General features: G+C 64.3%; 23 protein-coding genes. 17 read left to right on the top strand and 6 right to left on the bottom strand.

The genetic code is table 11. The features are described from left to right. Positions 1-118 precede the first annotated feature (118 nt). The 4 genes from Q3C01_RS01830 to Q3C01_RS01845 are packed head-to-tail and all read left to right on the top strand — an operon-like array spanning position 119 to position 3,969. Positions 119-2,008, top strand: coding sequence for an ABC transporter permease (locus tag Q3C01_RS01830; RefSeq protein ID WP_458143360.1), 1,890 nt, complete (start codon positions 119-121; stop codon positions 2,006-2,008). Continuing rightward, the gene (locus tag Q3C01_RS01835) at positions 2,005-2,796 is read left to right on the top strand and encodes an ABC transporter ATP-binding protein (RefSeq protein ID WP_458143362.1); all 792 of its coding nucleotides are present in this window, start codon (positions 2,005-2,007) and stop codon (positions 2,794-2,796) included. Before Q3C01_RS01830 ends, Q3C01_RS01835 begins: the two co-directional genes overlap by 4 nt. Beyond that, entirely contained in the window at positions 2,793-3,497 is a 705-nt protein-coding gene (locus Q3C01_RS01840) for an ABC transporter ATP-binding protein (protein WP_458143363.1), read from the top strand. Before Q3C01_RS01835 ends, Q3C01_RS01840 begins: the two co-directional genes overlap by 4 nt. A gap of 16 nt (positions 3,498-3,513) precedes the next feature. Then, entirely contained in the window at positions 3,514-3,969 is a 456-nt protein-coding gene (locus tag Q3C01_RS01845; RefSeq protein ID WP_458143364.1) for a MarR family winged helix-turn-helix transcriptional regulator, read from the top strand. A gap of 139 nt (positions 3,970-4,108) precedes the next feature. Here Q3C01_RS01845 and Q3C01_RS01850 read toward each other — a convergent pair whose 3' ends face one another. Next, on the bottom strand, positions 4,109-5,305 hold the full coding sequence (locus Q3C01_RS01850; protein ID WP_458143366.1) for an amidohydrolase family protein: 1,197 nt from the start codon (positions 5,303-5,305) through the stop codon (positions 4,109-4,111). Positions 5,306-5,455: 150 nt separating this feature from the next. Between Q3C01_RS01850 and Q3C01_RS01855 the strand changes: the two genes are divergently transcribed. The 4 genes from Q3C01_RS01855 to Q3C01_RS01870 all read left to right on the top strand — a co-directional run bounded on the left by Q3C01_RS01855 (position 5,456) and on the right by Q3C01_RS01870 (position 8,455). Continuing rightward, complete coding sequence (locus tag Q3C01_RS01855) at positions 5,456-6,229, top strand: ferredoxin--NADP reductase (RefSeq protein WP_458143368.1); 774 nt, start codon at positions 5,456-5,458, stop codon at positions 6,227-6,229. 207 nt (positions 6,230-6,436) lie between these two features. After that, complete coding sequence (locus Q3C01_RS01860; RefSeq protein ID WP_458143569.1) at positions 6,437-6,757, top strand: hypothetical protein; 321 nt, start codon at positions 6,437-6,439, stop codon at positions 6,755-6,757. Positions 6,758-6,846: 89 nt separating this feature from the next. Next, a complete protein-coding gene (locus tag Q3C01_RS01865; RefSeq protein WP_458143370.1) occupies positions 6,847-8,112 on the top strand; it encodes a cytochrome P450 in 1,266 nt (421 codons plus the stop codon). A gap of 112 nt (positions 8,113-8,224) precedes the next feature. Beyond that, positions 8,225-8,455 (top strand): hypothetical protein, encoded by a 231-nt coding sequence (locus tag Q3C01_RS01870; RefSeq protein ID WP_458143371.1) that lies wholly within the window; start codon positions 8,225-8,227, stop codon positions 8,453-8,455. 4 nt (positions 8,456-8,459) lie between these two features. Here Q3C01_RS01870 and Q3C01_RS01875 read toward each other — a convergent pair whose 3' ends face one another. The 3 genes from Q3C01_RS01875 to Q3C01_RS01885 form a co-directional block, all read right to left on the bottom strand. Then, a complete protein-coding gene (locus tag Q3C01_RS01875) occupies positions 8,460-9,707 on the bottom strand; it encodes a DUF763 domain-containing protein (protein WP_458143373.1) in 1,248 nt (415 codons plus the stop codon). 73 nt (positions 9,708-9,780) lie between these two features. Continuing rightward, on the bottom strand, positions 9,781-10,584 hold the full coding sequence (locus tag Q3C01_RS01880; RefSeq protein ID WP_458143374.1) for an ABC transporter substrate-binding protein: 804 nt from the start codon (positions 10,582-10,584) through the stop codon (positions 9,781-9,783). Between the two features lies 1 nt (position 10,585). After that, the gene (locus tag Q3C01_RS01885) at positions 10,586-11,563 is read right to left on the bottom strand and encodes a tripartite tricarboxylate transporter substrate binding protein (protein ID WP_458143375.1); all 978 of its coding nucleotides are present in this window, start codon (positions 11,561-11,563) and stop codon (positions 10,586-10,588) included. 113 nt (positions 11,564-11,676) lie between these two features. Here Q3C01_RS01885 and Q3C01_RS01890 point away from each other — a divergent pair, with 113 nt between their 5' ends. From Q3C01_RS01890 to Q3C01_RS01925, 8 genes are all read left to right on the top strand, one after another. After that, on the top strand, positions 11,677-12,387 hold the full coding sequence (locus tag Q3C01_RS01890; RefSeq protein ID WP_458143376.1) for a TetR/AcrR family transcriptional regulator: 711 nt from the start codon (positions 11,677-11,679) through the stop codon (positions 12,385-12,387). Positions 12,388-12,459: 72 nt separating this feature from the next. After that, entirely contained in the window at positions 12,460-13,422 is a 963-nt protein-coding gene (locus tag Q3C01_RS01895; RefSeq protein ID WP_458143378.1) for an amidohydrolase family protein, read from the top strand. A 9-nt stretch (positions 13,423-13,431) separates the two neighbouring features. Continuing rightward, positions 13,432-14,307, top strand: coding sequence for an amidohydrolase family protein (locus Q3C01_RS01900; RefSeq protein ID WP_458143379.1), 876 nt, complete (start codon positions 13,432-13,434; stop codon positions 14,305-14,307). Next, positions 14,304-15,605 carry a C4-dicarboxylate transporter DctA gene (gene dctA / locus Q3C01_RS01905; protein WP_458143380.1) on the top strand — a complete coding sequence of 434 codons (1,302 nt, stop codon included), beginning with the start codon at positions 14,304-14,306 and terminating at the stop codon, positions 15,603-15,605. The genes Q3C01_RS01900 and dctA overlap by 4 nt, the downstream gene beginning before the upstream one ends. Before the next feature lie 68 nt (positions 15,606-15,673). Then, on the top strand, positions 15,674-16,387 hold the full coding sequence (locus Q3C01_RS01910; RefSeq protein ID WP_449378815.1) for a PIG-L deacetylase family protein: 714 nt from the start codon (positions 15,674-15,676) through the stop codon (positions 16,385-16,387). After that, positions 16,384-17,067 (top strand): 4-carboxy-4-hydroxy-2-oxoadipate aldolase/oxaloacetate decarboxylase, encoded by a 684-nt coding sequence (locus Q3C01_RS01915; protein WP_458143382.1) that lies wholly within the window; start codon positions 16,384-16,386, stop codon positions 17,065-17,067. Before Q3C01_RS01910 ends, Q3C01_RS01915 begins: the two co-directional genes overlap by 4 nt. Positions 17,068-17,091: 24 nt before the next feature. Beyond that, a complete protein-coding gene (locus Q3C01_RS01920; RefSeq protein ID WP_458143383.1) occupies positions 17,092-17,961 on the top strand; it encodes a substrate-binding domain-containing protein in 870 nt (289 codons plus the stop codon). Then, positions 17,961-18,884 carry a DUF1932 domain-containing protein gene (locus tag Q3C01_RS01925; RefSeq protein WP_458143384.1) on the top strand — a complete coding sequence of 308 codons (924 nt, stop codon included), beginning with the start codon at positions 17,961-17,963 and terminating at the stop codon, positions 18,882-18,884. The genes Q3C01_RS01920 and Q3C01_RS01925 overlap by 1 nt, the downstream gene beginning before the upstream one ends. Here the strand turns inward: Q3C01_RS01925 and Q3C01_RS01930 are convergent. Further along, entirely contained in the window at positions 18,868-20,142 is a 1,275-nt protein-coding gene (locus Q3C01_RS01930) for an amidohydrolase family protein (RefSeq protein WP_458143385.1), read from the bottom strand. The two genes, Q3C01_RS01925 and Q3C01_RS01930, sit on opposite strands and share 17 nt — an antisense overlap. A 149-nt stretch (positions 20,143-20,291) precedes the next feature. On the opposite strand from Q3C01_RS01930, the gene Q3C01_RS01935 reads away from it, so the two are divergent. Further along, entirely contained in the window at positions 20,292-20,711 is a 420-nt protein-coding gene (locus Q3C01_RS01935) for a nuclear transport factor 2 family protein (protein WP_458143386.1), read from the top strand. Positions 20,712-20,726: 15 nt separating this feature from the next. Here Q3C01_RS01935 and Q3C01_RS01940 read toward each other — a convergent pair whose 3' ends face one another. Further along, positions 20,727-21,014, bottom strand: a complete 288-nt coding sequence (locus tag Q3C01_RS01940) for a YciI family protein (RefSeq protein WP_458143387.1) — start codon at positions 21,012-21,014, stop codon at positions 20,727-20,729. Between the last annotated feature and the right edge of the window lie 22 nt (positions 21,015-21,036).

Raw genomic sequence — 21,036 nt, forward strand, 5'->3', positions numbered from 1 at the left:
GCGCGGCGTTGCCGCGCTCCTCACCATGAGGGTCCCGGACCTCATCCTGAGGAGGCGCGAAGCGCCGTCTCGAAGGATGAAGCCCGTCTGCTGAGACTATTGTGAACCCGGACCGCCGATGGCCTTTTACGTCGTACAGTTTCTGACCGGACTTGCCAGCGCAGCGTCGCTGTTCCTGGTGGCCTCGGGCCTGTCGATCATCTTCGGCGTGACGCGGATCGTGAATTTCGCGCATGGCGCGTTCTACATGATCGGTGCCTACATCGCCTTCACGCTGACAGACCGCTTGTCCGGCGCGTTCGGTTTCTGGGGCGGCATCGTCGTCGCCGCGCTTGCGGTGGCACTGATCGGTGTCCTCGTCGAGATGGTGCTGCTCCGGCGTATCTATCACGCGCCCGAGTTGTTCCAGTTGCTCGCGACCTTCGGCCTGACGCTGATGGTCGAGGACATCGTGGTACTCATCTGGGGTCCCGACGATCTGCTCGGCCGCCGCGCGCCGGGCTTCAAGGGCGCGGTCGACTTCTTCGGCCAGAACATCCCGAGCTACGACCTGTTCCTGATCGTGCTCGGACCCGTGGTGCTCGGCATCCTTTGGCTGCTGTTCCGGCGCACGCGCTGGGGCGTGTTGGTGCGCGCAGCGACGCAGGATCGCGACATGGTCGCAGCGCTCGGCGTAAACCAGAAATGGCTGTTCACGTCGGTGTTCGCGGTTGGCGTCTTCCTCGCAGCGCTCGGCGGCGCGCTGCAGATCCCGCGCGATGCCGTGCATCACGCCATGGACCTGCGCATCATCGTCGAGGTCTTCGTCGTCGTCGTCATCGGTGGCCTCGGCAGCATCGTCGGCGCCTTCGTTGCGGCGGTGCTGGTCTCCGAGCTCAACGCCTTCGGCATCCTGATTTTCCCGAAGATTTCCATCATCCTGGTCTTCCTGGTGATGGCGGTGGTGCTGATCGTGCGGCCCTGGGGCTTGTTCGGCAAGGCCGAGGCGCCCGCGCGTCGCACGCCGGGCCTCACGGTCAATCCCTGGCGTCCGCTGACGTCGAACGGGCGGCTGGCTGCGCTTGCGGCTCTCGTTTTCGCGGCAGCGTTGCCGCTGTTCGCCGGCAGTTACGCGCTGACGGTCGGCTCGGAGATCGCGATCTTCGTGATCTTCGCCGTCAGCCTGCACTTCCTGATGGCGGTCGGCGGCCTCGCATCCTTCGGACACGCGGCCTATTTCGGGCTCGGCGCCTATGGCGTCGCGTTCCTCGCCAAGATGGCGGGACTGCCGATGATCGTTTGCCTGCTGCTGGGGCCGCTGCTCGGCTGCCTCGGTGCCGCCGTGTTCGGCTTCTTCGCCGTGCAACTTTCCGGCGTCTATTTCGCGATGCTGACGCTCGCCTTTGCGCAGATCGTGTGGTCGATCGCGTTCCAGTGGGTCAGTGTCACCGGCGGCGACAATGGCATTCTGGGCGTCTGGCCGGAAAAATGGGCGGCGAGCCCGTCGCATTTCTACTGGCTGGCGCTCGGTGTGGCTGCGCTGGTGACCATCGCCCTTCGAGTCGCCGTGTTCTCGCCGTTCGGCTACGCCTTGCGCGCCACGCGTGACTCAGCGCTGCGCAGCGAAGCGGTCGGCATCAACGTCAAGCGCATGCAGTGGACGGCGTTCGTCATCGCGGGAACGACGGCCAGCATCGGCGGTGCGCTGTTCGCCTACCTGAAGGGCAGCGTCTTCCCGGATAATCTCGGCATCTCGCTCTCGGTCGATGCACTCGTCATGGTGCTGCTCGGTGGTGTCGAGACGGTGTCGGGCGCGGTGATCGGTGCGATCGTCTACAAGGCGCTGAACATCTGGCTGGTCAGCCAGACCGACCTGTCAAAGCTCGTGCTCGGCGCCTTCATCGTGCTGATCGTGGTCGTCTTTCCGAAGGGGATCGTCGGCATGCTGGAGATGCTTGTGCAGCGGCGCAAGGGATCATCGCCGCCGGGTTCGACATTGCTCGCCAAACCGATCGGGTCCACCGAATGAGCGTCGCACCCACACTTCTTGCGGTCGAAGGTCTGGCCAAGTCCTATGGCGGCATCCATGCCGTGCGCGGCGTGTCGTTCGAGCTGCGCGCCGGGGAGATCCTTGCGCTGATCGGGCCAAATGGCGCGGGCAAGAGCACCTGCTTTGACATGCTCAACGGCCAGAACACGCCGGATGCCGGGCGCATCCGCCTGCTCGGCGAGGACACGACGGGCAAGAAGCCGCGCGAGGTCTGGCGCCTCGGGGTCGGCCGCACCTTCCAGATCACGGCGACGTTCGCCACCATGACGGTGCGCGAGAACGTGCAGGTTGCGCTGATCTCGCATCAGCGCCAATTGTTCAATCTCTGGGGCTCGGCGCCGCGCTTCGATCGCGACGAGGCTGTGCGTCTCCTGGAACTCGTCGGCATGGGCGGCTATGCGGATCGTCCCTGCGGCGAGCTCGCCTATGGCGACCTCAAGCGGCTCGAGCTTGCGATTGCGCTCGCCAACGAGCCTAAGCTCCTGCTGATGGACGAGCCGACCGCCGGCATGGCGCCGCGCGAGCGCATCGACCTGATGCGGCTCACCGCGCGCATCGCGCGGGAGAAATCCATCGGCGTGCTCTTCACCGAGCACGACATGGACGTGGTGTTCGAGCATGCCGACCGCATTATCGTGCTCAACCGCGGCACGCTGATCGCCGAGGGGTCGCCGACGGAAGTGCGGGGCAATCCGCAGGTGCAGGCGGTCTATCTCGGCGAGGGCCTCGTCTACGACGCCCGTCATCGCGAGGGGGCCTCAACATGAAGCTCACGGTCGAGGGACTCAACAGCCATTACGGCCCGGCCCATATCCTGTTCGACATCGCCCTCGAGGTCGGCGACGGCGAGGTGGTCGCCTTGCTCGGACGTAATGGTGCCGGCAAATCGACGACGTTTCGCTCCATCGTCGGCCTCGTGGCGCAGCGCTCGGGCCGCATCATGTTCGAGGGCAAGGACGTCTCGGCCCGGCCGACGCATGAGATCGTGCGTGGCGGGCTCGGCTATGTGCCGGAGGAGCGCCGCATCTTCACCGACCTCACGGTCGAGGAGAATCTCGAAGTCGGCCGTCAGCCGAAGCGGCCGAACGCGCCATACTGGACGCGCGAAAAGCTGTTCACGCTATTCCCGAATCTGAACGAGATGCGCAACCGGCCGGGTGGTCGCATGAGCGGCGGCGAGCAGCAGATGCTGACGATCGCACGTACGCTGATGGGCAATCCGTCGCTGGTGCTCCTGGACGAGCCATCCGAGGGACTGTCGCCCAAGATCGTGGAGCAGATGGTCGATGCGATCCTGACCATGAAGAAGGAAGGCGTCAGCATCGTGGTCTCCGAGCAGAACCTGCATTTTGCAAAGCTGATCTCCGATCGGGCCTATATCATCGAGCGCGGCCGAATCTGTTTCGGTGGTACGATGGCCGAGCTCGATGCGCGCCCGGATATCCGCGACGCGCATCTGTCATTGTGAAGGGGACGGGGCGGGAATGGCGAGAGGCGTTGCAGCCAAGAAGAGCGTCAGGCAGGCCAAGCCGCCTTACGTACTCGACGAGCAGGTCGGCTTCATCCTGCGCCAGGTCTGGCAGCGTCACAGCGCGATCTTTGCCCGCGACATCGGCACCAATCTGACGCCGACGCAATGGGCGGCATTGTCGAAACTTGCCGAGACCGGCCCGTGCTCGCAGAACCAGCTTGGGCGCCTCACGGCGATGGACGTCGCGACCATCAAGGGCGTGATCGACCGGCTCAGCGCGCGCGGCCTGACGGAGACGAGCCAGGATCCGGAAGATGGCCGGCGGTTGCTGGTCAGCCTCACGCGCGCAGGTCAGCAGCTCGCCGAAAAAGTTGCGCCGAACGCGCTCGCGATCACGCGCGAGACGCTGGCGCCGCTCGATGCGAAGGAGCGCGAGCTGCTGATGGCGTTGCTGGACAAGTTGCGGTGAATTCGATCTCGCAGGGTAGGCAAAGTGCTGTAGGGTGGGCAAAGCGAAGCGTGCCCACCACTTCTTTCTGAAAAAAACAGAAGTGGTGGGCACGGCGCTTTGCGCCTTTGCCCACCCTACGATGCCGTTTAGATGGCGCCTACTTCGCCACCACCTCCGGCACATTGCCTGCGGGCGGGGTGTTGCGGCTGCGCTGGGTGCGGACGATGCCGTCGATGATCGTCATGCCGATGCCGGGGAGGTCACCGAGCTGCACGCTCTCCAGGATGTTCTTGCCCGGCGAATGCTGAGCCTTGTCCATGATCACGAAATCGGCTGAGCGGCCAACTTCAATGAGGCCGCAGTCGAGCTCGCGCATCCGTGCGGTGTTGCCGGTCGCAAGGCAGAACGCGATCTCGGCCGGCAGTTCGCCGAGCGAGGACAGCATCGAGACCATGCGCAGGATGCCGAGCGGCTGCACGCCGGAGCCGGCCGGCGCGTCCGTGCCGAGGATGACGCGGTGCAAGTCGCCCATCTCGCGCGCGGTGCGCAGCGTGAACAGGGCGGAGCGCTCATTGCCGTTGTGAACGAGCTCGAGCCCGCGCTTGCAGCCCTCGCAGATGCAGCGGATCTGGTCGTCGGGCAGCGCCGTGTGGCCGCCATTGATGTGACCGACCACATCGGTATCGGCCTCCAGCACCACGTCCTTGTCGATCAGGCCGGAGCCGGGGATCGAGGGACCGCCGGTGTGGATCGTGCTCTGGATGCCGTATTTGCGTGCCCAGCCGACCATCTTGCGCGCAGTGGGGCCGTCCTTGACGCCACCAAGGCCGACTTCGCCGAGCAGCTTGACGCCGGCGGCGGCCATCTCCTTGAAATCTTCCTCGACCATCTCGCATTCGATGACGGGCGCGCCGGCGTGAACTTTCACGCCGCCCGGACGCAGCGTCCAGAACGCGCGCTGGGCGAAAATCGCCATCGCCTTCAGGCCGACGACATCGCGGGGACGGCCAGGCATGTGCACCTCGCCGGCCGAAATCATGGTGGTGACTCCGCCATGGAGATAGCTGTCGATCCAGTTGATCTGGTTCTGCCGCGGCGTCCAGTCGCCGGCGACGGGGTGGACGTGGCTGTCGATCAGGCCCGGGGCAACGGTGGTGCCGTTGGCGTCGACGATGGTGGTCGCACCTTCCGTGTTGACGTCCTTGAACCGGCCGATCGCGGTGATCTTGCCGTTCTCGGCGACGATGGTGTCGCCATCCAGGATCGGCTTCTCCAGCGCGCCCGACAGCATCAGGCCGATATTGCGGATCACGAGCTTCGAAGGCCCGGTGGCCTGGGGTGCGTCATGCGCCATGGAGAGGCTCCTTATTCCTAACTGCAACGCTCGCGATCTTGGGCAGCCTTGACCAAAGGATCAAGCAGGATTATTCATTTGTATACGAACGATCGTATACGAATGACGCATTGCTGACAATCGCCTGCGCACCGGCGAGGGAGGGGTGAGATGAGCAATTTCAACCAGGAAAGCGTCCTTAGCGTCCACCACTGGACCGACACGCTGTTCAGCTTCAAGACCACGCGCAGCCCGACCTTCCGTTTCCGCAACGGCGAATTCACGATGATCGGGCTCAAGGTCGGTGAGAAGCCGCTGCTACGGGCCTATAGCGTCGCCAGCGCCAACTACGAGGACACGCTCGAATTCTTCTCGATCAAGGTGCCGGACGGCCCGCTGACCTCGCGGCTCCAGTACCTGAAGGAAGGCGACGAGATCATCGTCAGCCGCAAGGCGACCGGCACGCTCGTGATCGACAATCTGGAAGAGGGGCGCAACCTCTACCTCATCGGCACCGGCACGGGTCTTGCGCCGTTCCTGAGCGTGATCAAGGATCCCGAAACCTATGAGCGGTTCGAGAAGGTGGTGCTCCTGCATGGCTGCCGGCACGTCCGGGAGCTCGCCTATGGCGAGATGATCACCGAGACGCTGCCGAATGACGAACTGCTCGGCGACTACATCCGCGACCAGCTGATCTACTATCCGACCGTCACCCGTGATCCCTTCCGCAACCGCGGCCGCATCACCGACCTCATCACTTCGGGCAAGCTGTTTGCCGATATCGGCCTGCCGGCGATTGAGGCGGCCCACGACCGCGTCATGATCTGCGGCAGCCCGGCGCTGGTCACTGATACCCGCGTGCTGCTGACCGCGCGTGGCTTCGTCGAGGGCAATCACGGCGAGCCGGCCCAGTTCGTGGTCGAAAAGGCCTTTGCCGAGCGCTGAATAGGGGATTTTGTTGGGCATGATCTCCGCGCAAACGCTTTGCGTTTGTCGCGAGGGAAAACCGCTTTACACTTTGCGCTAACGCGGCCCTTCGGGTCCGGATCATGCCCTCCGCGCAATAAAGCCGCATTTTTGCCGCCCGCCGCCCGTTGCGGCGTCGATTCGGCAGGCGATATTATGGGAACGTCGAATCAGCGGAGTTCCTACATGGTTGCGGACAACGATAGCAACATCGCCTGGCACCGAGTTCAGGTGAAGAAGAACCGCGCCGAGTTGAAAGCGCTCGAGACCGCGCGCTTCACCATGGGCGAGGTCGCATCATCCAAACGCAACGGAGACACGGAAAAGGCGATCGTGGAACTCAAGCGCAAGATCGCGCAATCCGAACGCACGATTGCTGACTACGAGAAGCGCACGCGCCGTCCGCTCGCGACCGACCTGCAAAGCCTCAGCAATGGCAGCTGGAGCCATTGGGACGCCTACACCAACCAGCGCAAAGCGGGGCCGCGGTCGCCCGGGCGCGGCTGATCGCCTTCTTTTGATCGACGTTCCGGCCCTTGCGCCGGCGACTGCGCGCACCATCTGGTTGAGGCGCCATCAATAAGGGCGGTGACCCCATGACACCGCGCATCGATTTCACGAGCGAAGCCTTCTTTCGCGATCCGCCCAGGGGAATCGCGAAGCTGCGCGCCTCCGGGCCCGTGGTCGCGACCCGTTTTCCGCTCATCGGCGATGTCTGGGTCACCACCACCCACGATGCGACGGCGGAGGTGCTCAAGGACGGCGCGACGTTCACGCTGCGCAGGGAGGACGGCAAGGTCGCAGGCCTGCGCTGGTGGATGCCGAAACTCGTCACGACCATTGCCAGCAACATGCTGACGATGGACGAGCCAGATCACACGCGGCTGCGCAGCATCGTCGACGAGGCCTTCCGCCGCCGCGCGATCGTCGCGATGGAACCGCGTATCCGCGCCATCGCTGATGGACTTGCGGACGAGCTGTTCGCGGCGGGAAGCCCGGCCGATCTCGTCCAGCGCTACGCCCGGATCCTGCCGCTGTCGGTGATCTCCGAGCTGCTCGGCCTGCCAATGGCCGATCGCCCAAAATTCATTGCCTGGGCCAATGCGATGTCCTCGCTGACGAATGTCGTCAGCTTCTTTCGGCTGCTGTTCGCGTTCCGCAAGATGCGCGCCTATCTGGAGGAGCAGCTGGGGATCGCACGTGTCCAGGGCGGTGAGGGCCTGATTGCCGAGCTCATCGAGGTCGAGCGGGAAGGCGGCCGCATTTCGCCGGACGAGATGGTGTCGATGGTGTTCCTGTTGCTGGCCGCGGGCTCGGAAACGACCACGCACCTCATCAGCGGCTCCGTCTACGAGCTCCTCAAAAACCCCGACCTGCGCGATTGGCTGGAAGAAGACTGGACTCGCGCCGGCCTTGCCGTCGAGGAATTCCTGCGCTTCGTCTCGCCAGTGCAATTCTCAAAGCCGCGCAATGTGCGACGCAATCTTGAGCTCGAGGGTGTACGTCTGAAGAAGGGGGACCGTGTCATGGTCATGCTGGCCGCCGCCAACATGGATCCTGCGGTGCATGATGCTCCCGAGCGGCTCGACCTCGAACGCAAGCCCAACCGTCACATCTCATTCGGCACGGGAATCCATTTCTGCCTCGGGCATCAGCTTGCGCGAATCGAGGCGGCTTGCGCGCTCCAGGCCTTATTCACGCGCTGGCCGCGGCTTGGTCTCGCCGTCGACGCGTCGCAGATTCACTGGCGCAAGCGTCCGGGCATCCGCGCCATCGCGAAACTGCCGGTCGTGGCCGAGGATGGCGGGAACCGCGAAGCCAAATCCCGCCCGGCCGACGTCGAGCGATTGCTTGCAAATTGACATCGCCTGCCGGTGACACCGGAACTGCGTCGCGACGAACTTGCCGCGTACCCGCGAAACAATCGCTGCCGGGCAGGCGTTGGCTTAGGTGCGGATAGCAAGGGAGCAATCCATGCCCAGCGGAGGCAAGACGCATATTGGATCAGGTACGCATGGCAAGGGCGCGGGGAACGGCGCTTTCACGGAGGTTTCGAAAGACAAGATCGGCGACAACATGATTCTGTCGAACCGCGACAAGGCGCAGCATTCCGACATTCGCGGCATGGATGGAAAATATATCCAGACCGAGCAGTACCAGGACCACTCGGCTAACCGGCTCGCGGAGGACGAGGACGAAAGTTAGAAACTTACGAACCGGTCAGCTTCTTCGACGCAAGGAGGTCGCGCTCCCAGCCGAACACGGATCGGCCATCGAGCTGCGGTGAAGCCGCGCGCTCGGCCGCGATGAAGGCCTCGACCGATGGACCGCGCGCGGTGCGCTCCAGCCGCCGCGCCTGGTCGTCGAGGCGTTTTATCGCCTGCATTTCCTCCTCGCGCCCAAGCCTTGCGTTCTCGATCGCGCCTTTGAGCACGCGAATGGTCTCGTCATAGACCTTGATCGGAACGGGGTAGGGGTGGCGGTCCTTGCCGCCATGAGCGAGCGAGAAGCGCGCCGGGTCCTTGAAGCGATAGGGCGCGCCGTGCACGACTTCAGCGACCATCGCGAGCGAGCGCACGGTGCGCGCGCCGACACCGGGCGTCAGCAAAAGCTCGGGAAAATCGACCGGACCGCGCTCGGCGGCCGCAGCCAATGTGCCGTGCAGGCGACGCGCGAAGACATCCTTCGGCCGTACATCGTGATGCGCTGGCATGATGAGGTGCGGCAGCATGGCTTGTGTGGGTTCGACACCGCTCAGACGTTCGAATTCGGACACGATGCGATCGGGGCCGAGATCGGAGAGCAGCTCGAGTTGCGCCGAGCGCGAGACGTCGGCACGGTGGTCGGTGAGGTTGACGATCTCCCCCTGCGCGGGGCCGTCGATCGCGCTGTGCGGCGCATCGACGAAGCTCTTCAGCGCCTCGGAGTGCCAGTGATAGCGGCGGGCCTGCCGCTTCTCGCCGTTCATGCCCTGTTGCACCACCGTCCATTTGCCGTCGTCGGTGACGAAGAAGCCATGCAAATAGAGGTCAAAGCCGTCCTGCACCGCGGCACTGTCGACCTTCGCAACGAGGCGGCTCGCGCGCGTCAGTTTGGCACCGTCGAAGCCGACGCGGTCGCCGAGCGACAGAAGCTCATCCGGCGTCTTGCGCGAATGCTGGCCACGCCCGCCGCAAACATAAATGCCGAGCTCGTTCTGGAGTGGGGCAAGCCCGCGTTTCAGCGCGCCGATCACGGAGGTGGTGATGCCGGAGGAGTGCCAGTCCATCCCCATCACGGCTCCGAACGACTGGAACCAGAACGGATGCGACAGCCGCTGCATGAACTCGTCGCGGCCGTAGTGGTGGACGATCGCCTGTGTGACGATCGCGCCCAGCGACGCCATGCGGCTTGCGAGCCACGGCGGAACCCGTCCGGTGTGGAGAGGAAGATCGGCGCTGCCAGTGCGTCGGGTCATGCCTTCTTTGATAGCCGGATTCTGCCCCGGTTGCACGACGGGAAATGCTGTGAGGCAGGCGCGCAGTTGACGCCTACTGGTGCGCCGCCTTGACCGCGCCTCTCAGGCCAGCCCGCTGTTGAATCGCCTCCAGCTCACCCCCGGACTGCTCTTGCTCCACGAAATGGTTGAGGAAGGGCAGGGCAGCCTCGCGCCCCTTCGGGATTGCGATCGCCATGTGCTCCAGGCCCCAATTGCCGTCCAGAATGCGCGAGCCCGGCATCTGGTCGGAGATTTCGAACAGCGTCGGCTTGTTGGTCGCATAAAGATCGATCTCGCCGCGACCAAACATCGCGACCGCGACCTTCACGCTCTCGGCGGGCACGATGGTCGCGCTCCTGAATTTCTGCGGAAGCGTCCGCTCGGACGTCGAGCCTTTTGTCACCCCGATCTTCACACCCGGCCGGTCGATGTCCTCCACCTTGCCGATAGACGAGTTGGTCGGCACCAGGAAGCCGAGCTCGATCGCGAGCACGGGGTTGGTGAAGCTGACGTCGTTGGCGCGGACAGGCGTCGCGTTGGTGACGGTGAAGTCGACCTTGCCGTCATGGATCGCGGTGACGATGTCGGCCACGCGCTCGAACCGGACATAATCGACGGGTACGCCGAGGCGCTTTGCAAGCTCACCGCCGAGGTCGTAGCTCACCCCATGAGGCTTTCCGTTCGTGTCGGTCACCATCGAGGTCGGGCTTCCCGGATAGATGCCGACATGCAACGTGCCGGACGGCGCAAGAATTTGCGCCTCGCCGTCAGCCCGAGCGGTCGCGCCGGCAAGGCCGGACGCGACGACGGCAACGAGTGCAGTGCGTGCAAGGCACGTCAGACCAAGGCCGGTCATGTCATTGCGCCCGGATGTTGGCGGCCTTCAGCACCGGCTCCCATTTGGCCGCCTCCGCATGCATGTAGGCATCAAACTCCTTCGACGACGAGCCGACCGGCGAGGCGCCGATCTTGTCGAGGGTCGACAGTACGCCCGGGTCTTGCAGCGCCGTCTTCAAATCGGTTTCGAGCTTCGCCACGATCTCCGGCGGCATTTTCGCAGGGCCCAAAAATCCCCACCAGACCGAGACGTCATAGCCTGGTACGCCGGCCTCGGCGACGGTCGGAACATCGGGCAGGGCCTTTGACCGCTGCGCCGACGTCACGGCGAGTGCACGCACCGGGCCGCCGTCGAGCTGACCAATCGCTTCGGCAAGTGGGTTGAGGCTGACGGGGATTTCGCCCGCGATGACCGCGGTCAGCGCCGGTGCGCCACCCTTGTAGGGAATAGAGACGATCTTCACGCCGGCCATGTACTTCAACAGCTCGCCGGCGAGATGCGCCGAGGTACCGTTGCCGGACATCCCGTAGGAGAGCTTGTCCGGTTCGTTCTTCGCAGCAGTCAGGAGATCGCCGAGGCTCTTGTATGGGCTGTCCTTGGCGACGACGATGGCGAGTGGCGAGGAGGCGACCTCGCCGATCGCGGTGAAATCCTTGAAGGTGTCGTAGGGCACGCTCGGATAGATGAACTGGTTGAGCGGATGGCCGCTGGCGACCAGGATCAACGTATAGCCATCGGGCGGCGCCTGCGTCAGCGCCTGCGAGGCGATGATGCCGCCGGCGCCGGGGCGGTTGTCGATCACCGGCTGCTGGCCCCAGCTCTTGGCCAGCGCCTGGCCGATCGTGCGGGCGAGCACGTCGACGGCGCCTCCGGCGGCATAGGGCACCAGAATGTGGACCGGCTTGCTCGGGAAATTGTCGGCCTGGGCGCCACTTGCGGCCAGCAGCAGGCCCGTGCCCAGCAATAGGCGTCCGATTTTCTTGTTCAAGCCCAGCATCTTTTAGCGCTCCTCGGGGCGAATGTCCGTCCGGGCGGCCATCTCGGACCGCCGGGCGCCGCCCATCGTTTTTGTTGACGAGACCTTATCTTTTGTACGATAGTACAAATCACATGGTACGCAAGCCCACCAGCAAAGACACGGCCCGCAAGCCGAACATGCGCGAGGCGATCCTCGCCGCGGCGGAAGAGTTGTTCGCGACCAACGGCTTCAACGCTGTCTCGGTACGCGACATCGCGCAGGCCGCCGGGGCCAACCCCGGCAGCGTCACTTATCATTTCAAGACCAAGGACGGTCTGCTGCTGGAGATCTATCGCCGCCATTGCGGTCCGATGAATCTCCGCCGGTCCGAGCTGCTCGCGGCCGCCAAGCGCGTGCGCGATCTCCAGGACCGGCTGGAAGCGATCGTGCGCGCCTATGTCGTGCCGGCCTTCACTTCGGGCAGCGATCTCGCCGGCGGCGGGGCGCGGTTCACGCGGCTTCGTGCCGTGATGTCCGCCGAGGGTAACGAGGTGGCGCGGCGCATCATCGCGCAGACCTTCGACGACACCAGTCACGCCTTCATCGACGCGATCCACGAGAGCCTGCCGCATGTGCCGCGCACCGAAATCGTCTGGCGCAGCCATTTCCTGCTTGGTGCACTCTACTACTCGCTGGTGACGCCGGAGCGCGTCTCACGCCTGTCGCGTGGCGAAGCCGACGGCAGCGATGCGGCTGCTGCGATCGAGCAACTCGTTCAGGCGACAGTGGCGTCGTTCCAGGCGCCGGCACTCGATCAGGCCGCGCCGGCGCGTCGGCGAGCGGCGGCAAGCAACAAGACGTAGACGACCGCCGGCGGACGAGGAGCGTCAAGCTCGCGTTGTCCGCAACCGGCGGCATTTGACTGGGGATGCGGGATGAACAGGCGTGACTGCTTGCAACTCTTGACAGGCGCCTCGATGGCCGCCTGGGCTTCGAGCGCGCGCGGGCAGGCGGCAGAGCCGGCCAAAGCGATCCCGACCATCGATCCGCCGGACCCGAATCCCAAGACGCCGGCCTTCAGGCTGCCGCCGAAATCCTGCGACGCGCACACGCATATCTTCGGGCCGGCAGCCAAGTATCCGTTCTCGGACCATCGTCCCTACAACACGGCTGATGCGCCGCTGGAGGCCTTCCGGGCCGTGCACGAGAAAATCGGTGTGGATCGCTGTGTGATCGTCAACGCCACGGTGCACGGCACCGACAACCGCGTCGTGACCGATTCCATTGCGCAAAGCGAGGGGGCCTATAAGGGCATCGCCAACGTCAAGGATGAGATGTCCGATCACGAGCTCGAGGCGCTGGACAAGGGCGGCATCTGCGGTTGCCGCTTTGCCTTCCTGAAGCGGCTCGGCGGCGTCGGTGACATGACCAAGTTTCAGCGCATCGTGCATCACGTCGCCGAACTCGGCTGGCACGTCGACGTCTATTTCGAGCCGGGCACGATCGCCGAATTCGCGCCGATCCTGACCGCGCTCCCGACGCGCTACGTCATCGATCACATGGGCACGGTGCAGGCGGGCAAGGGGCTCGATGATCCAGGCTTCACCGCGCTGCTCGATCTGCAGAACAAAGACGAGAAGTGCTGGGTCAAGATCACCGGCCTTGAGCGTGCATCCGCCGTAGGCAAGCCGTTCCACGATGCCGTGCCGTTTGCGAAGAAGCTGATAGACAACGCGCCCGATCGCGTGATCTGGGGCACCGACTGGCCGCACCCCAACGTCAAGGTCATGCCCAATGACGGCGAGATCGTCGATCTGATCCCGCTCTACGCACCCGATGCCGCGATCCAGCAGAAGCTGCTGGTCGACAATCCCGCGCGCCTGTTCAAGTTCACCTGAAGACACCAGATGTACAAGCCGACCATTCCGCCGCCCGATCCGAACACGCGCACGCCGAAGTTCAAGCTGCCGGCGCTCGCTTGCGACGCGCATTGCCACATCTTCGGTCCGGGCTCGAAATATCCGTACGCGCCGGACCGTTCCTACACGCCGCCCGACGCGCCGCTGGAGGATTTTCGCGCGTTGCACGCCAAGCTCGGCATCCAGCGCGCCGTCATCGTCAATGCCAGCGTGCACGGCACCGACAACACCGTTGCGCTCGACGCGATCGCGCAGAGCAACGGGGCCTATCGCGCAGTCGCCAATATCGACGACACCATTAGCGAACGGGGCTTGCGCGAACTGCACGAAGGGGGCTTCCGCGGCTGTCGCTTCAATTTCGTCCGCCATCTCGGTGGCGTCCCGGACAAGGGCGTGTTCGACCGCGTGATCGAGATGGTCGCGCCGCTCGGCTGGCACATCGATCTGCATTTCGACGCGATCGACCTGCCGGAATATGCCGCCATGCTGGCCAAGCTGCCGGTGCGCTACACCATCGATCACATGGGACGGGTGAAGGCGTCCGAGGGGCTCGACCAGCTTCCGTTCAAGATCCTGATCGACCTGATGCAGCGCGATGAGAAATGCTGGGTCAAGATCTGCGGTTCGGAACGCGTTTCGTCCTCTGGTCCGCCGTTCACCGATGCCGTGCCGTTCGCGCGCAAGATCGTCGAGACAGCGGTCGACCGCGTCATCTGGGGCACGGATTGGCCGCATCCCAATGTCAAGGTCATGCCGAATGATGGCGACCTGGTCGACTTGATTCCGTTGTTCGCGCCGGAGGCGGAGTTCCAGCAGAAGATTTTGGTCAGCAATCCGGCCCGCCTGTTCGAGTTCGGGGAATGACAGCGCTCTCGATCGACAAGCCGCGGGGCCGCGCCTGGTGGAAGGAGCTCTGGGTCCAGGTTCTCCTTGCCATGGCGGCCGGTATCGCGCTCGGTATCGTCAATCCCGAACTTGGCGCAAAGATGCAGCCGCTGGGCGACGCCTTCATCAAGGCGATCCGCATGCTGATCGCGCCAATCATCTTCTGCACCGTCGTGCACGGCATCGCGCATATGGCCGACATGGCCCGGGTCGGGCGGGTCGCCATCAAGGCGATCCTCTATTTCGAACTCATGACGACGGTCGCGCTGGTGATCGGGCTTGTCGCGATCAACCTGCTGAAGCCCGGTGTCGGCATGAACATCGACGCCGCCAGCATCAACACCAGCGCCATCGAGCCCTACGTCAAGCAGACCGGGGCGATCGGCTTCGTACCATTCCTGATGAACGTCCTTCCCGGCACCTTCGTCGGCGCCTTTGCTGAAGGCAACATCCTCCAGGTGCTGTTCATCTCCGTGCTGTGCGGCTTTGCCCTGGTGCAGCTCGGCGAGCGCGGAGCACCGCTGGTCAACCTGATCGACGTCGCTTCAAAGATGGTATTTGCGATCGTCGGCTTCGTGATGTGGGTGGCGCCGGTCGGCGCATTCGGCGCCATTGCGTTCACGGTCGGCAAGTTCGGTGTCGGCTCGCTGGCCTCGCTCGGCAAGCTGCTCGGCGGCTTCTATCTCACCTGCCTTGTGTTCATCGTCATTGCGCTCGGCCCGGTCGCGTGGTTCTGCGGCTTCAGCCTGCTGAAGCTGATCCGCTATATCTGGGAAGAGCTGTTGATCTGCATCGCCACGACGTCGTCGGAGACCGTGCTGCCGCGGATGCTCTCGAAGCTCGAAAACGCCGGCTGCGAGCGCAGCGTGGTCGGGCTCGTCATCCCGACGGGCTATTCCTTCAACCTGGACGGCACTTGCCTCTACCTCGCTGCCGCCTCGGTCTTCCTGGCGCAGGCGACCAACACGCCGCTCGGGCTCGCAGAGCAGGTCGAGCTGCTGCTGATCCTGCTCGTGACCTCCAAGGGCGCGGCGGGAATTGCGGGCGCCGCCTTCGTCGTGCTGGCGGCAACGCTGTCGGCCACCGGAACCATTCCGGTCGCGAGCGTCGCGCTGGTGCTCGGGATCCATCGGCTGATGTCGCAGGGGTTGACGCCGACCAATCTGATCGGGAACGCGGTCGCGACCATCGCGATTGCAAGATGGGAAGGCGCGCTCGACGCAGATCGGTTGAAACGCGTGCTCGACGGCGAGTCGGTACCGGCCGCTGGGGTGTGATGAATTGGCTGCTTGCGCTTCGCTAGAAGCAGGTCAAGCTTCGAAGAGATGAAAGGGGAGTTTGTCCCATGAAGACAGGTCTTGTAATTACCGCCCATCCCGGCGATTTCGTCTGGCGCGCGGGCGGCGCCATCGCGCTGCATGCCAAGAAGGGCTACCGGATGAAGATCGTCTGCATGTCCTTCGGCGAGCGCGGCGAGAGCCAGTTCGCCTGGAAGGAAAAGGGCGCGACGCTCGAGTCGGTGAAGGCCGGTCGCAAGGACGAGGCCGAGCGCGCGGCAAAACTCCTGGGCGCCGAAATCGAGTTCTTCGATTGCGGAGACTATCCGCTCAAGCTGACGGAAGCCCATTTCGATCGCATGGTCGACATCTACCGCGAGCTCAACCCGAGCTTCGTGCTGACTCATGCACTGGAGGATCCCTACAATTTCGACCACCCGAATGCGGCGCATTTCGCGCAGGAGACCCGCGTGGTCGCGCAGGCCATGGGCCACAAGCCGGGTGCGCAGTACAAATATGCCGCGCCGCCGGTGTTCCTGTTCGAGCCGCATCAGCCCGAGATGTGCAATTTCAAACCGAACCTGATCCTGAAGATCGACGAGGTCTGGAAGGAGAAGTACGAGGCGTTCCAGATCCTCGCCGCGCAAAAGCATCTCTGGGGCTACTATGAGCGCGTCGCGCTCAACCGCGGCATCCAGGGCAGCCGCAACACCGGCGTGCCCATGACCTATGGCGAAGCCTATCAGCGCCTGTTCCCGACTGTCGAGGAGGTCTTGGCATGAAGCCCGTCGTCGTTCGCAACATCAAGCGCGCCGAACCCGCCGGCATGTCGGCCTATGGCGTCTCCACCGTACACGAGGCGATGGGCCGTGTCGGGCTGATGAAGCCGTATATGCGGCCGATCTGGCCCGGCGCGCAGATTGCTGGCCCTGCGGTCACCGTGCTCGCGCAGCCCGGCGACAACTGGATGATCCATGTCGCGGTCGAGCAATGCAGGCCGGGCGACATCCTCGTGGTCGGCTGCACCACCGATAATACCGACGGCATGTTCGGCGAGCTGCTTGCGACATCGCTTCACGCGCGCGGTGTGCAGGGGCTCGTCATCGACGCCGGCTGCCGTGACGTGAAGGCGCTGCACGAGATGAAATTCCCGGTGTGGTCTCGCGCTATCTCGGCCAAGGGAACGGTCAAGGCGACGCTGGGCTCGGTCAACGTTCCCGTAGTCTGCGCCGGCGTCAATGTCGAGCCCGGCGATATCGTGGTCGCCGACGACGATGGCGTCGTGGTGGTGCCGAAGCGGCTCGCGGCCGAGGTTGCCGAGAAGGCAAGGAAGCGCAACGCGGACGAGAGCGGCAAGCGCAATCGTCTTGCCTCGGGCGAGCTTGGCCTCGACATGTACAACATGCGCGAGGCTCTGGCGAAAGCCGGGCTCGTCTATGTCGACAATCCCGAGGACGTCTGAGCAGGCGAAAAGCGGAGCGGGCTGATGGATCGTCTCAAGCTGCGGACCGTGCTCGGGTCGCATCCACATGTGCAGACGTTGAAGAGCGGAGAGCTTCGCTCCGACAGCTTCGATCTCGACTTCATCGAGTACACGCCGACCAACACGGCGTTCAAGCCGATGGTGCGCGAGCAGGCGTTCGACGTCTGCGAGATGGCGATCGTCACCTATCTGATGGCGAAAGCCCACGGCAAGCCGCTCGTGCTGTTGCCGGCGACCATGCTCGGCCGCTTCCAGCACGCTTACGCGCTGTATAATCCCGAGCGCGGCACGCTCGGCCCGTCCGATCTGGAAGGCAAGCGCGTCGGCATTCGGTCGTTCACGACCACGACCGGTGCCTGGATCAGGGGAATTCTCGCCAATGACTACGGGGTGAATCTCGACAAGATCAGCTGGATCACCTTCGAGGATCCGCACGTGGCTGAATATATCGACACCACCGAGCGCGCGCCGAAGGACAAGAAGATCCAGCAAATGCTGCTCGATGGCGAGCTCGACGCCGTGCTCGGCGAGACATCGAACGATCCGCGCCTCAAGCCGCTGTTTCCCGATCCGGCCGCGGAGGCCGCGAGTTGGTACGCCCGGCGTGGCGTGGTCCCGGTCAACCATCTCGTGGTCGTGACCGAGGCTCTGGCAAAATCGCGCCCCGACGTCGTCGCCGGCGTGTACGATCTTCTGACAGCCGGAAAGGCGAAGGCGGGCGCGGCGGCGTCGCCCGATCTTCTGCCCTTCGGGATCGAAGCCAATCGCAGGCCGCTGGAGCTGATCATCGACTACGCCTACCAGCAGGCGCTGATCCCGCGCCGCTTTGCGGTCGAGGAGCTCTTTGACGACACCACGCGAGGGATGAACTGATGTCCGGCGATCCCAGGCGATGGCAGATAGGACTTGTCGGTTATGGCGAGGTTGGCAAGATCCTCGCGGAGGACCTGCGCCAGCAGGACATCAAGGTCGCGGCCTTCGACCTCAAGCTCGGGAACGAGCAGGGCGCGGCCTTGCGAGATCACGCCACGAAGCGCGGCGTTGCGTTGGTTGCCTCGCACGCTGATCTGACCGCAAAATCCGACCTCATCGTCTCCGCTGTCACCGCAAGCCAGGCTGTCTCGGTGGCGCAAGCCTGCGCAGGCGCGATCAACCAGGGGGCCTGGTTCCTCGACTTCAACTCGGCCTCGCCCGGCGCCAAGCAGCGTGCCGCCAAGCTGATCGACGACGCCGGCGGACGCTATGTCGAGGGCGCGGTGATGACCTCTGTGCCGCCTTATCGTATCAAGGTGCCGCTGCTGCTCGGTGGCCCCGGCGCACGGGAGCTCGAGCCGCTTCTCAATGCGATCGGCTTTGCCGCCAAGGTCGCGAGCGACAAGCTCGGCGTCTCCTCGGCGGTGAAGATGTGCCGGAGCATCATGATCAAGGGCCTGGAAGCCATGGTCATCGAGAGCTTTACCACGGCGCGCGCCTATGGCGTCGAGGATGCAGTGCTGGCGTCGCTCGCGGAAACCTTTCCGGGCATCAACTGGGAGAAGCAGGGCGCTTATTTCTTCCAGCGCGTGATCGAGCACGGCCGCCGTCGCGCCGAGGAAGTGCGCGAGGTTGCCGAGACCGTGCGAGAGGCGGGGCTGACCCCATGGTCGGCCCAGGGCACCGCCGAGCGGCAGGCCTGGGTCGCCGATCTCGCCGACGAAGGCCTGTTCGGCACCAGGGGCTCCAAGGAATTCGCCCGCAGCGCCGACTGGCGCACAGAGGCGGACCGCATCCTGGCAAAGATCAAGCGTGAGGGATGACGGCGCGCGGTTTGCCCGAGTTTGAGGGCGGAAACAGGACGGCTTGTTGCCGTTCAAAGACCGGCCGGCCGTTCTTGAAGCCCATCATGATCTCCGGCAGTTCGGCGACTGCAAAGCGGCCGTCGCGCGTATCGAGCACGACGAAATCGGCCGGGTTGCCGTTTTTGAGGCCGTAGTTTTTCAAGTTCATCAGTCGCGCCGGCAAATCGGTGACGAGATCGAGGCAGGTGTCGAACTCGCCGACTGATGCATGCGCGACGTTGGCGTAGAAGTTCGCCATCCGCAGCAGCGACGCATCGCCGAACGGCGTGAAGGGATTGAGCACATTGTTGGTCGCAACGGAGCACAGCACGCCGCTCGCGACGAGCTTGTGGGCCACCGTAATGCCGCGCGGCACGTTGTGCGTTGCATCACGGCCCATCAGATAGAGATCGGTCGCCGGCAGCACCGTCACGGCGACACCGGTTTTTGCGAGCCGTTCGACCACTGGTCTCAGGCGCTCCGGCGCTAGCGCGGAGAGCTTTGTGACATGGCCGATCGAGACGCGGCCCTGATAGCCGCGCTGTTCGGTCTGCAGGCACACTTCGTCGAGATGCGACCAGGACGCATCGAGATCGAAGTCGAGATGGAGATCGACATCGACATCGAATTCCTGGGCGAGGTCGAAGATGCGCTTAAGATGCGCGTTCGGATCGGTGTCGGTATAGGGACAGCCGCCAATCACATCGCCGCCGTCGCGCAGCGCCTGGACCAAGAGCTCCTCAGCTCCGGGATCGTTGGTCAGCCCCTCCTGCGGAAAGACGCAGAGCGACAGATCGAGCGCCCAGGCATAGTCGCGCCTCAGGGCCTTGACGGCCTCGAGGCTGCGCAGGCCGATTCGCGGATCGATCTCGACATGGGTGCGCATCCGCGTCGTGCCGTGCACGATTGCGCGTTCCAGGACTCTGGCGCCGCGGGCATAGACGTCCTCAACCGTGAAATCGCGCTTCATCGCCGAGACGGCGCGGATGGCGTCGCTGAGACTGCCGTGGTCGTGCCCGCAGCGGCCGAGCAGGCAGGCCTTGTCGAGGTGGATGTGGGTGTCGACGAAGCCGGGCAGCACGAGCCGACCTTGGAGGTCGATCTCGACGGCTTCGGCCTGAAGGCGCGGCTCGATCGCGGCGATCTTGCCTTGGGAAATGCCGATATCGGCGGGAGCGGTGGCGCCGCGCATCAGCGCGTTGCGGAAGATCAGGTCGAAGGCGGTTCGGCTCGTCATGGCACCAGCACTCTACGGCGTAAGCGTACGGGAGCGTGCCCTGCGGGGGCACCTCCAGATATCCAGCAAATGAGTGCGGGAATGTTCAAATTATATGCATGCAATCCAGCAGCCCAGGGTTAGTATCCCGCATCTCTCGGAGAAGCGCCATGTCCGTTGCCGCAAAAGTCCCAAGCAAAACCATGTCCGACGCCGAGATCGTCGAAGCCTATCTGACGGCCTCGATGATTCCCGACCCGGAGGCCGCGGCGGTCTACATGGCGCCGGGTACGGTGATCACCTTCACCGGTGGCCGCGAATTCGACCATCCGCGCGGGCCGACTGGCTTCAATGCCAAGCGCTATCGCTGGGTCAAAAAGAAGATGGACCGGTTCGACGTCTGCCCGGGCGAGGGCGAGACCGTTGTCTACAGTGTCGGCACGCTCTACGGCGAATGGCATGACGGCACACCTTTCGAAGGCAATCGCTACGTCGATCGTTTCGTAGTGCGGGGCGGCAAGATCACCAAGATGGACGTCTGGAACGACAGCGCCGAGCGCATCCTGGTTCAGCGCGGCATCGACGCCTGAGTCGTCCGGCGCCCGTCAGCCCTGCCGCCGCAGGAATCCCGTGATGGTGACCTTCTCCCAGATGCCGGCTGCGGCAAAGGGATCGGCGCCGTTAAAGGCCTCGACCTCGGCGCGTCCGGGCGCCTCGATCAGGAACAGGCTGCCGATCATCTTCTCGCCGTCGTCGGAGACGAGCGGGCCAGACATGACGATTTTGACCCCGAAGCGCGAGGTGTCGTTCAGGAACACTTTGTGCGCGTCGTAGTTGGCGAGCCGGGTCGGCAGCGCGCCGGCGCGGTCGACGGCGTGGATAGCGAACAGCATGATATCTCCGGTATCTTGGGAC

Source organism: Bradyrhizobium sp. UFLA05-109 (assembly GCF_054185165.1).

What these genes read in the sequence shown, in the direction of transcription:
- Q3C01_RS01830 (WP_458143360.1), top strand. Translation starts at nt 119, where the DNA reads ATGGCCTTTTACGTCGTACAGTTTCTGACCGGACTTGCCAGCGCAGCG.
- Q3C01_RS01835 (WP_458143362.1), top strand. Translation starts at nt 2,005, where the DNA reads ATGAGCGTCGCACCCACACTTCTTGCGGTCGAAGGTCTGGCCAAGTCC.
- Q3C01_RS01840 (WP_458143363.1), top strand. Translation starts at nt 2,793, where the DNA reads ATGAAGCTCACGGTCGAGGGACTCAACAGCCATTACGGCCCGGCCCAT.
- Q3C01_RS01845 (WP_458143364.1), top strand. Translation starts at nt 3,514, where the DNA reads ATGGCGAGAGGCGTTGCAGCCAAGAAGAGCGTCAGGCAGGCCAAGCCG.
- Q3C01_RS01850 (WP_458143366.1), bottom strand. Translation starts at nt 5,305, where the DNA reads ATGGCGCATGACGCACCCCAGGCCACCGGGCCTTCGAAGCTCGTGATC.
- Q3C01_RS01855 (WP_458143368.1), top strand. Translation starts at nt 5,456, where the DNA reads ATGAGCAATTTCAACCAGGAAAGCGTCCTTAGCGTCCACCACTGGACC.
- Q3C01_RS01860 (WP_458143569.1), top strand. Translation starts at nt 6,437, where the DNA reads ATGGTTGCGGACAACGATAGCAACATCGCCTGGCACCGAGTTCAGGTG.
- Q3C01_RS01865 (WP_458143370.1), top strand. Translation starts at nt 6,847, where the DNA reads ATGACACCGCGCATCGATTTCACGAGCGAAGCCTTCTTTCGCGATCCG.
- Q3C01_RS01870 (WP_458143371.1), top strand. Translation starts at nt 8,225, where the DNA reads ATGCCCAGCGGAGGCAAGACGCATATTGGATCAGGTACGCATGGCAAG.
- Q3C01_RS01875 (WP_458143373.1), bottom strand. Translation starts at nt 9,707, where the DNA reads ATGACCCGACGCACTGGCAGCGCCGATCTTCCTCTCCACACCGGACGG.
- Q3C01_RS01880 (WP_458143374.1), bottom strand. Translation starts at nt 10,584, where the DNA reads ATGACCGGCCTTGGTCTGACGTGCCTTGCACGCACTGCACTCGTTGCC.
- Q3C01_RS01885 (WP_458143375.1), bottom strand. Translation starts at nt 11,563, where the DNA reads ATGCTGGGCTTGAACAAGAAAATCGGACGCCTATTGCTGGGCACGGGC.
- Q3C01_RS01890 (WP_458143376.1), top strand. Translation starts at nt 11,677, where the DNA reads ATGGTACGCAAGCCCACCAGCAAAGACACGGCCCGCAAGCCGAACATG.
- Q3C01_RS01895 (WP_458143378.1), top strand. Translation starts at nt 12,460, where the DNA reads ATGAACAGGCGTGACTGCTTGCAACTCTTGACAGGCGCCTCGATGGCC.
- Q3C01_RS01900 (WP_458143379.1), top strand. Translation starts at nt 13,432, where the DNA reads ATGTACAAGCCGACCATTCCGCCGCCCGATCCGAACACGCGCACGCCG.
- dctA (WP_458143380.1), top strand. Translation starts at nt 14,304, where the DNA reads ATGACAGCGCTCTCGATCGACAAGCCGCGGGGCCGCGCCTGGTGGAAG.
- Q3C01_RS01910 (WP_449378815.1), top strand. Translation starts at nt 15,674, where the DNA reads ATGAAGACAGGTCTTGTAATTACCGCCCATCCCGGCGATTTCGTCTGG.
- Q3C01_RS01915 (WP_458143382.1), top strand. Translation starts at nt 16,384, where the DNA reads ATGAAGCCCGTCGTCGTTCGCAACATCAAGCGCGCCGAACCCGCCGGC.
- Q3C01_RS01920 (WP_458143383.1), top strand. Translation starts at nt 17,092, where the DNA reads ATGGATCGTCTCAAGCTGCGGACCGTGCTCGGGTCGCATCCACATGTG.
- Q3C01_RS01925 (WP_458143384.1), top strand. Translation starts at nt 17,961, where the DNA reads ATGTCCGGCGATCCCAGGCGATGGCAGATAGGACTTGTCGGTTATGGC.
- Q3C01_RS01930 (WP_458143385.1), bottom strand. Translation starts at nt 20,142, where the DNA reads ATGACGAGCCGAACCGCCTTCGACCTGATCTTCCGCAACGCGCTGATG.
- Q3C01_RS01935 (WP_458143386.1), top strand. Translation starts at nt 20,292, where the DNA reads ATGTCCGTTGCCGCAAAAGTCCCAAGCAAAACCATGTCCGACGCCGAG.
- Q3C01_RS01940 (WP_458143387.1), bottom strand. Translation starts at nt 21,014, where the DNA reads ATGCTGTTCGCTATCCACGCCGTCGACCGCGCCGGCGCGCTGCCGACC.